7 protein-coding genes are annotated in these 8,003 nt (G+C 68.9%); 2 read left to right on the forward strand and 5 right to left on the reverse strand.

Features of this window, described 5'->3' with window-relative positions; genetic code table 11:
• The 4 genes from Q7T09_RS06165 to Q7T09_RS06180 are packed head-to-tail and all read right to left on the reverse strand — an operon-like array spanning position 1 to position 4,680.
• On the reverse strand, positions 1-2,349 hold the full coding sequence (locus Q7T09_RS06165; protein WP_304698496.1) for a chemotaxis protein CheA: 2,349 nt from the start codon (positions 2,347-2,349) through the stop codon (positions 1-3).
• 29 nt (positions 2,350-2,378) lie between these two features.
• Positions 2,379-2,750: a response regulator gene (locus Q7T09_RS06170; RefSeq protein ID WP_304698497.1), complete on the reverse strand. Its 372-nt coding sequence runs from the start codon at positions 2,748-2,750 to the stop codon at positions 2,379-2,381.
• A complete protein-coding gene (locus Q7T09_RS06175) occupies positions 2,747-3,055 on the reverse strand; it encodes an STAS domain-containing protein (RefSeq protein WP_304698498.1) in 309 nt (102 codons plus the stop codon). Before Q7T09_RS06175 ends, Q7T09_RS06170 begins: the two co-directional genes overlap by 4 nt.
• Positions 3,055-4,680, reverse strand: coding sequence for a methyl-accepting chemotaxis protein (locus Q7T09_RS06180; protein ID WP_304698500.1), 1,626 nt, complete (start codon positions 4,678-4,680; stop codon positions 3,055-3,057). Before Q7T09_RS06180 ends, Q7T09_RS06175 begins: the two co-directional genes overlap by 1 nt.
• 473 nt (positions 4,681-5,153) lie before the next feature.
• Between Q7T09_RS06180 and Q7T09_RS06185 the strand changes: the two genes are divergently transcribed.
• Together Q7T09_RS06185 and Q7T09_RS06190 are read left to right on the forward strand one after the other, a co-directional pair.
• Positions 5,154-6,347 (forward strand): acyl-CoA dehydrogenase family protein, encoded by a 1,194-nt coding sequence (locus Q7T09_RS06185; protein ID WP_304698502.1) that lies wholly within the window; start codon positions 5,154-5,156, stop codon positions 6,345-6,347.
• On the forward strand, positions 6,347-7,429 hold the full coding sequence (locus Q7T09_RS06190) for an acyl-CoA dehydrogenase family protein (protein ID WP_304698504.1): 1,083 nt from the start codon (positions 6,347-6,349) through the stop codon (positions 7,427-7,429). The genes Q7T09_RS06185 and Q7T09_RS06190 overlap by 1 nt, the downstream gene beginning before the upstream one ends.
• Here Q7T09_RS06190 and Q7T09_RS06195 read toward each other — a convergent pair.
• Positions 7,426-7,740 carry a GNAT family N-acetyltransferase gene (locus Q7T09_RS06195; protein WP_304698506.1) on the reverse strand — a complete coding sequence of 105 codons (315 nt, stop codon included), beginning with the start codon at positions 7,738-7,740 and terminating at the stop codon, positions 7,426-7,428. The genes Q7T09_RS06190 and Q7T09_RS06195 overlap by 4 nt on opposite strands.
• Positions 7,741-8,003: the final 263 nt, after the last annotated feature.

An 8,003-nucleotide genomic window follows, 5' to 3' on the forward strand; every position in this document is an offset into this window, starting at 1 on the left:
TCAGCTGGCCATTCGCTTTTCGCTACGGGGCGCCGGCTTGCGGCGTTGGGTGGTGACGAGCGCGTCGACGTCCAGGATCAGGGCGACACGGCCATCGCCCAGGATGGTCGCGGCGGCCACGCCGTCGATCTGCTGGTAGTTGGCTTCCAGACTCTTGATGACGACCTGGCGCTGGCCCTGGATGGCTTCCACCAGTAGGGCGGCCTTGCCGCCGCCTTCGCTCTCCACCAGCACCGCGACGCCGGAGGCCGGGTCGATGGCGGTCTCGCGGAAGCCCAGGGCGACGCCCACGTCGATCAGGGGCACGAAGATGTCGCGGATGCGGATCACCGCGTCCTTGCCGCCGATATAGTGCACGTCCTCGGTGCGCGGAGTCAGGCTCTCGACGATGGCCGAGAGCGGGGCCACCAGGGTCTGCTCGGCTGCTGTGACCACCATGCCGTCCAAGACCGCGAGGGTGAGTGGCAGGGACATGGTGAACTTGGAGCCCTTGCCGGGCTCCGAGGAGATGGAGATGCGGCCGCCCAGTCCCTGGATCGAGCGGCGGACCACGTCCATGCCGACGCCGCGGCCGGAGATGTCGGAGATGGTCTCGGCGGTGGAGAAGCCGGGCAGGAAGATCAGGTTGTCGATCTCCTCGTCCGACAGCACTTGGTCCTCGGTGATCAGGCCCTTGTCGACGGCGATGCCGCGGACGCGGGGGCGGTTGATGCCGCGGCCGTCGTCCTGAAGTTCGATGACGATGCGGCCGCCACGGTGCAGGGCGCGCAGGCGCACCACGCCTTCGGCCGGCTTGCCGGCGGCGGCGCGGCCCTCGGGATCCTCCAGACCGTGGTCGATGGCGTTGCGCAGCATGTGGGTGATCGGGTCGGTCAGGCGCTCGATCACGGTCTTGTCGACCTCGGTGCCTTCGCCTTCCATCACCAGCTTCACGCGCTTGCCGGTCATGTCGGCGACTTCGCGGGCCAGACGCGGCATCCGCTGGAAGACCGACTTCACGGGCTGGGCGCGGATGGCCATGACGCTGTCCTGGATCTCCCGGGTCAGGAGCTCCAGGTCCTCAAGACCGAGGGCGACGTTGGAGGACCGCGCCAGGCCGCTCTCCAGGACCCGCTGCGAGAGCATGGCCTGCTGGATGACCAGCTCGCCGACGGCGTTGATCAGGCGATCGACCCGATCCAGGTCGACGCGGATGGTGGCGGTGGGGGCGGCGGCGGGTGCGGCGCCGCTGTTGGCGGCCGGGGCGGCGGCGGCCGGGGCTGGCGCCGGCGCGGGGGTCGGGCGGGCCTCGACCTTGGGGGCCGGCGGCGGCTCGACGCTCTGGGCGCGGGCGATCAGGGCGGCGACGTTCTCGGCGGGGGCTTCGGCCGGCGCTTCGGCGGCGGGCTCGGCCGGGGCGGCTTCGGCTCCGCCCACGCGGGCCAGGAGGGCGGCGATGTCGATGTCGGCGTTGGCGGAGGCCGCGGCGGCGCGGTCGTCCTCGCTCAGGCTCTCATCGGCGGCCGACGGCGCGGCGGCCTGGGCCTCGCCGCCTTCGCAGGTGATGGTCAGGTTGCAGTCGTCTTCCACGAACTCGAAGACTTCGCGGATGGCGGCTTCGTCGGAGTCGGTGAACAGCTGGATGCGCCAGCTGACATAGGCCTGCTCGGCGGCCAGCTGGTCCAGGGGCGGCAGGGTCTCGTCCAGCAGGGTGACCCGGGTCTCGCCGAGGCGGGCCAATTCGCGCAGCACCAGGCCGGATTCGTTGGCCTTGGCGTACATCTCGGTCTTGGGAGAGAACTCGATGATCCAGGATGTCTGGCCGGTCTCGTCCTCGATCGACGGCACGGCGATCTCAGCCGACGCGTTCTGGGCGTCCAGGTCGATGAAGCCGCCGGGGGCCTCGTCGCCCTCGACGCTGAGGGTGACGGGCACGAAGCCGAAGTCCTCATCGGCGCCGTTGTTCATGTCGTCATCGGCGTCCTCGGCGCCGATCAGGCCCTTGAGCTCGCCGAGCGCGCCGAGCGAGCGGGTCTCCTCGACCGAACCGCCGTCGCGGGCGGCGTGAACATGGTCGGCCAGGACGTCGAAAGCCCGCAGCAGGACCTTGGCGACCTCGTCGGTCAGCTCCATCTTCTCGGAGCGGACCTCGTCCATCACCGTCTCGAAGACGTGGGCGAACCGGATCAGCTGTTCGAGGCCGAAGGCCCCGGCGCCGCCCTTGATGGAGTGGACGGCGCGGAAGACGGCGTTGATCGTCTCGGAATCCGCGTCCCCCGACTCCATGGCCAACAGGCCCTGTTCAGCGTCGGTCAGGAGTTCATCGCACTCCTGGAAGAACGTCTGTTTGATACTCTCGAACGGATCCAACGGAACGCTCCGAAACGGCTTCTAGAGGGTCAGGCGGCGACGCGACGGACGGCGTCGACCAGCTTCACCGGGTTGAACGGCTTCACGATCCAGCCGGTGGCGCCGGCCGATCGGGCCCGCTCCTTCTTGGCCGCATCGCTTTCCGTGGTCAGGACCAGGATCGGCGTGGCGCGGTGCTCGGGATTGGCGCGGACGCCTTCAATCACGCCGAAGCCGTCGAGGCGGGGCATGTTGATGTCGGTGATCACCACGTCCACCATACCGGCGTTGGCTTGAAGGACTTCCAGGCCGTCGATGCCGTCCACCGCCTGGATGACGCGGTAGCCCGCCTCCACCAGCGCATGGTTCAGCATCTCCCGCATGGTGCGGCTGTCGTCGATGGTCAGTACTGTCTTGCTCACGAAAGTTCCCCTTCCGGCTCGAAATGAAGCTCGGGCTCCCCGAACGCCGCCAATTGCTCTGAAAACGCCAAAGACGGTTGATCCACCGTTAAGTTGACGCCGTCTTCGGCCCAGATTTTGCGCGCCGACATCAAAACCTGCAGACACAGTCCGCCCATTCGGGTGACCTGAGAGGCGTCGAGGTCCAGCGGACGGCCACGCAGCGACATCAGTTCGGCCCGCAGCGGCTCGGCCGCCTGCAGGTCCAGAACCGGGGTCAGGCTGACCGTCGCCCGGTCCGCCAAGGTTGCGGTGTCCATGGACATCAGAATTCTTCCCATTCATCGGCGCCGGACTGCGGCGCAGGTTTGCGGAGCGCCGAACCGTCACGCCCGGAGGCGTGAACAGGGACGGCGTGCCGGGCCGACGGGGGCGGCCGGCGGGCGGGGGTGGTGTTGTTTCGCGCGACCGCGGAAGGCGGCCGGTGCTGCTCGCCGACCTGGAACAGGCTCACCGAACTGGCGAGGCCTTCGGCTTCCTGGGCGAGGTTGTGGCTGGCGGCGGTGGACTGCTCCACCATGGCCGCGTTCTGCTGGGTCACCTGGTCCATCTGGTTGACCGCGGTGTTGACCTGGGCGAGGCCGACGGATTGCTCCTGGGCGCTGGCGGCGATCTCGCGCACCAGGCCGTCGATCTCGGCGACGCGGCTGACGATCCGTTGCAGGGCCTCGCCGGTCTGTCCCACCAGCTGGACGCCCGTGCTGACCTGGGCGCTGGAGGCGCTGATCAGGGCCTTGATCTCCTTGGCGGCTTCCGCCGAGCGCTGGGCGAGCGCGCGCACCTCGGAGGCCACCACCGCGAAGCCACGACCGGCCTCGCCGGCGCGGGCGGCCTCGACGCCGGCGTTCAGGGCCAGCAGGTTGGTCTGGAAGGCGATCTCGTCGATGACGCCGATGATCTGGCTGATCTGGGTGGAGGACTGCTCGATCTCGCTCATGGCTGTGACGGCCTGCTGAACGACGTCGCCGCTGGTCTGAGCGTCGCCGCGGGCGGCCACCACCACGTCGGCGCAGGCCTTGGCCCCGGTGGCGGTCTTGCGCACGGTGACGGTGATCTCGTCCAGGGCCGCGGCGGTTTCCTCGAGGGTGGCGGCCTGCTGCTCGGTGCGGCGCGACAGGTCGTCGGCGGAGCCGGAGATCTCGCCCGCGCCGGCATGGATGCCCGAGACGTTGCCGGCGATGGCGCCCATCACCTCCTCGAGGTGGCTGACGGCCTTGTTGAAGTCGGCGGCGAGCTTGGCGTAGTCGCCGGTGAAGGACAGGGCCATGCGGTGCCGCAGGTCGCCTTGGCTCAGGGCCTCCAGGGCGCCGGCCAGGCCATGGATGGCCTTGCGCTGCTCCCGGTCGGAATCCTCGCGCAGGTGGGCGACCTCGGCGTGGCGGAGATCGGTGATCTCGGTCTGGGCCGACAGCAGCAGGTCCATGTCCAGCAGGCCGGCCTTGATCACCGCGCCGATGGCGTCGGCGGCCTTGTCGCGGGAACCGGTCTTGGCGCCGAAGCCCTTGGGCCAATGGGCCGCCAGGATGGCGCGCACCATCTCGTCGAGGATGCGGGCGTAGCCGCCGATCGCCCAGTCGGCCTTGAAGCCGATATTGACGTGGGCTTCGCCGATGGCGCGGACGTCCTTCAGATAGGCGGCGTCGTACTGGCCCGAGAGAACCGCGCCCCAGCGGCTGATCTGCCGCTGCTCGGCCTTGGCCATGTGCTCCTTGCCGCCGAAGACGCTGCGGGTCTCCTCATGGCGGGCGAGCTGTTCGTAGAAGGCGGCGACGGCGATCGGGAGGGCGCGTTCGACCACCGGACGCGCGTCCACCAAGGCGGCTCGGGCCTTGGCGTCCATTCCGATGAAGTCGAGACGCCGATCCAGTGCGATCGCCTTGGTGTCAGCCATTCTAATGCCTGACCTTGCGCGCTGGTGAGAGCGTTGTCCGGCGAACGTAGAGTCCGGGCATCGAAAAACGCGGTTCTTCGGCTGACGCGAGACTCGTGGCCCCCGCGCCGATGTTTTCGGGGGGCTGCAAATACTTCGACATACTATTCATAATCATCGATGAGCCCCCTTCTGATCTTCCTGTTCAAGGCCAATGTCTTGGCTGCGGCGGACGCGCCAAGGCCAGTCAAACCGAACGTCTGATTTGGGTAAGGTGTTTGGCTTGAAGAAATGGTTACCGGAATCTTGGACCGCGCCCGGCGAAGGGGTGGTTCCCCAACGAAAGCCGTGACTTGGGGCCATCCGCGACAATCTGGCACGCAAAAGGTCACCAAGGCTTGAGCGCGCATGGGTTCCGCGAGGTCAGACTTGCGGGCGAGGCCAGACGGTGGTGGCCTGCGGGACAAGAAGAGACGGCTAGGCAGGAGGACGCCATGGACCTGAGGCTCACGCCCGAGATGGAGGCCTTCCGCGAGGAGGTGCGCGCCTTCCTCGCCGCCCACCGGGACCGCTATGCGCCCGGAGCCGGGGCCGACCGTCCGCGCGAGGCGGCCATGGAATGGCAGGCCCTGCTGATCGACAACGGCTATGCCGCCCGCACCATCCCCAAGGCCTATGGCGGTTATGGCGCCGAGCCCGACATCCTGAAGTCCCGGATCATCGCCGAGGAATTCACCGCCGCCGGGGCGCCGCGGGGCTTCGCCAACCAGGGTATCTCCATGCTGGCGCCGACCCTGCTGGAGGTGGGCTCGGAGGAACAGAAGACCCGCTGGATCGCGCCGACCCTGCGCGGCGAGGTGGTCTGGTGCCAGGGCTATTCCGAGCCAGGCGCGGGGTCGGATCTCGCCAACCTGCAGACCAAGGCGGTCGAGGACGGTGACGACTTCCTGATCTCGGGCCAAAAGATTTGGACGAGCACGGCGGCCCAGGCCGACATGATCTTCTGCCTGGTGCGCACCGAGCCCCAGGCGCCCAAGCATGACGGCATCTCCTACATCCTGTTCCCCATGAGCACGCCGGGGATCGAGGTCAGGCCGCTGAAGACCATGACCGGGTCGGCTGAGTTCAACGAGGTGTTCTTCACCGATGTCCGGGTTCCGCAGAGCGCGGTGGTGGGCGGGCGCGGGCGGGGCTGGTTCGTGGCCAATGCGACCCTGAAGCATGAGCGCGGCATGCTGGGGGACCCCAACGCCACCGAGGCGCGGTTCGCCGCCCTGATCGACCTGATGAAGAGCGAGACGGTGGACGGCCAGAGGTTGATCGACAATCCGGTGATGGCCGACCGGCTGATGGCCCTGCAGGCCCGGGTGATGACCATGAAGTTCAACGGCCTGCGGACGATCACCGCCTCCCTGACCGGCGAGAGCCCCGGCCTTGCCGGCATGGTGGTCAAGCTGCAGGGCTGCGAGCTGAACCACCAGATCGCAGCCCTGGCCATCGACGCCCTGGGGGAACTCGGCGTGCTCTACGAGGACGGACCGCACCTGCGGGCCAAGGGCAATTGGCAGCGCAATTACATGTTCGACCTCGGCCTGATCATCGGTGGCGGCACGGCCCAGATCCAGAAGAACATCATCTCCGAGCGCGGGCTGGGCATGCCGCGCGAACCCAAGCTGGCGGTGGCCTGATGGACTTCTCTCTCACCGACGACCAGAGGATGATGCAGGAGAGCCTGAGCCGCACCCTGGCCGAGGCGTCCTCCCTGGACCGCGTGCGCGCCTTCGCCGGCGATCCCGCCGACCGCGGCGCCGACATCTGGGCCGCCCTCGTCGACTTCGGCCTGCCGGGGATCGTGATCCCGGAGGAATATGGCGGCCTGGGCCTGACCCTGCTGGACGCCGCCCTGATGGCCGAGGCGCTCGGGCGGGCGGTGGCGCCGGTTCCCTTCCTGGGGGCGGTGCTGGCGCCCCTGGCCCTGCGGCTGGCGGGCTCGAGCGAGCAGCAGGCCAGGTGGCTGCCCAAGCTGGCCTCGGGCGAGGTGACGGCGGCCGTCGCCATCTCCGAGGCCGTGGCCGGGGCCCGCGACGGGGCGGGCGTCACGGCGTCCGGCGGCAAGCTCACCGGCAAGGCGCTGTTCGTGCCGGGCGGGCTTGGCGCGGACCTGCTGATCGTCGCTGACACCGGTGGCGCCATGTATCTTGTCGACGGGAGAGCCAGCGGGCTGGGTCGGGAGATCATGACCGGCATCGACCTCACCCGTCGCATGGCCGAGCTGACCTTCGATGGGGTCGCGGCCGAGCCGCTCACAGGTGGGCAGGGCGTGCTCGCCCGGCTGCGGGACGCCGGCTGGGTGCTGCTGGCGGCCGATACGCTCGGCGCCTGCGACGTGATGATCGAGAAGGCCGTGGCCTACGCCAAGGAGCGCAAGCAGTTCGGCCGGGTGATCGGCTCCTTCCAGGCGGTCAAGCACCTCTGCGCCGAGATGGCCGCCGAGCTGGAGCCCTGCCGGTCCCTGGTCTGGTACGCCGGCTACGCCTTCGACGCCGCCCCGGAGGAGAGCGCGCTCACCGCCGCCCACGCCAAGGCTCACCTGTCGGAGGTGTCCCGCTTCATCGCCCGCACCTCCACCGAGGTGCATGGCGGGATGGGCATCACCGACCTGCTGGGCCTACACTTCTGGTTCAAGCGGGTGGGGCTGAGCCGGCAGCTCTTGGGCGGGCCCGAACGGGTTCGGGCGCTCGCCGCCCAGATGCAGGGGCTGACGGCTTAAGGGGTCGCGAGACCTTCGCGCATGTCCGGATGCACCAGCTCGTGCAGTTCCGGCCGCTTGGCGATGTAGGCGTGGAAGAAGGGGCAGGTGGGCCGCACCCAAAGCCTGTGCTCGCGGGCATAGGCCAGGCCCGCCTGCACCAGCTTGCCGCCGACCCCCTTGCCGCCGAAGGCCTCGGGCACGACGGTGTGCGGGAAGATGATGCTGTCGCCGGCCAGTTTGTATTCGGCGAAGGCGGTCTCCGCGCCGAGCGTCACCTCGAACCGGTGGGTGTCGGTGTTCATGATCACCGTGAGGTCGTCGTCGGCCATGGGGCTCTCCCGGCAAGGGTTGTCGGGGACAAACAAGCACGGCGGCGCGGGCGAGGGCTAGGGCCAGTCCTCCATTTCAGCTCTGTTTCAATCCCGAGTTTATGACCGACATCAAGGCGCGCCCCGGCTGTGCGAGCTTGGGTGCCAGTCTCCAAGGGAGGAATTCCATGACCAGATACGCAGCCCTCGCGGCCATTGGCCTTTTCGTTCTCGCCGGCCCCGCCGCCGCCCAGCCCCCCGCCCCGCCCGCGGCCGGCATGCAC

Source organism: Phenylobacterium sp. (assembly GCF_030645195.1).
GTDB lineage: Bacteria > Pseudomonadota > Alphaproteobacteria > Caulobacterales > Caulobacteraceae > Phenylobacterium.

Coding starts and splice junctions, on each gene's coding strand:
- Q7T09_RS06190 (WP_304698504.1), top strand. CDS start 6,347: ATGGACTTCTCTCTCACCGACGACCAGAGGATGATGCAGGAGAGCCTG.
- Q7T09_RS06175 (WP_304698498.1), bottom strand. CDS start 3,055: ATGTCCATGGACACCGCAACCTTGGCGGACCGGGCGACGGTCAGCCTG.
- Q7T09_RS06185 (WP_304698502.1), top strand. CDS start 5,154: ATGGACCTGAGGCTCACGCCCGAGATGGAGGCCTTCCGCGAGGAGGTG.
- Q7T09_RS06180 (WP_304698500.1), bottom strand. CDS start 4,680: ATGGCTGACACCAAGGCGATCGCACTGGATCGGCGTCTCGACTTCATC.
- Q7T09_RS06195 (WP_304698506.1), bottom strand. CDS start 7,740: ATGGCCGACGACGACCTCACGGTGATCATGAACACCGACACCCACCGG.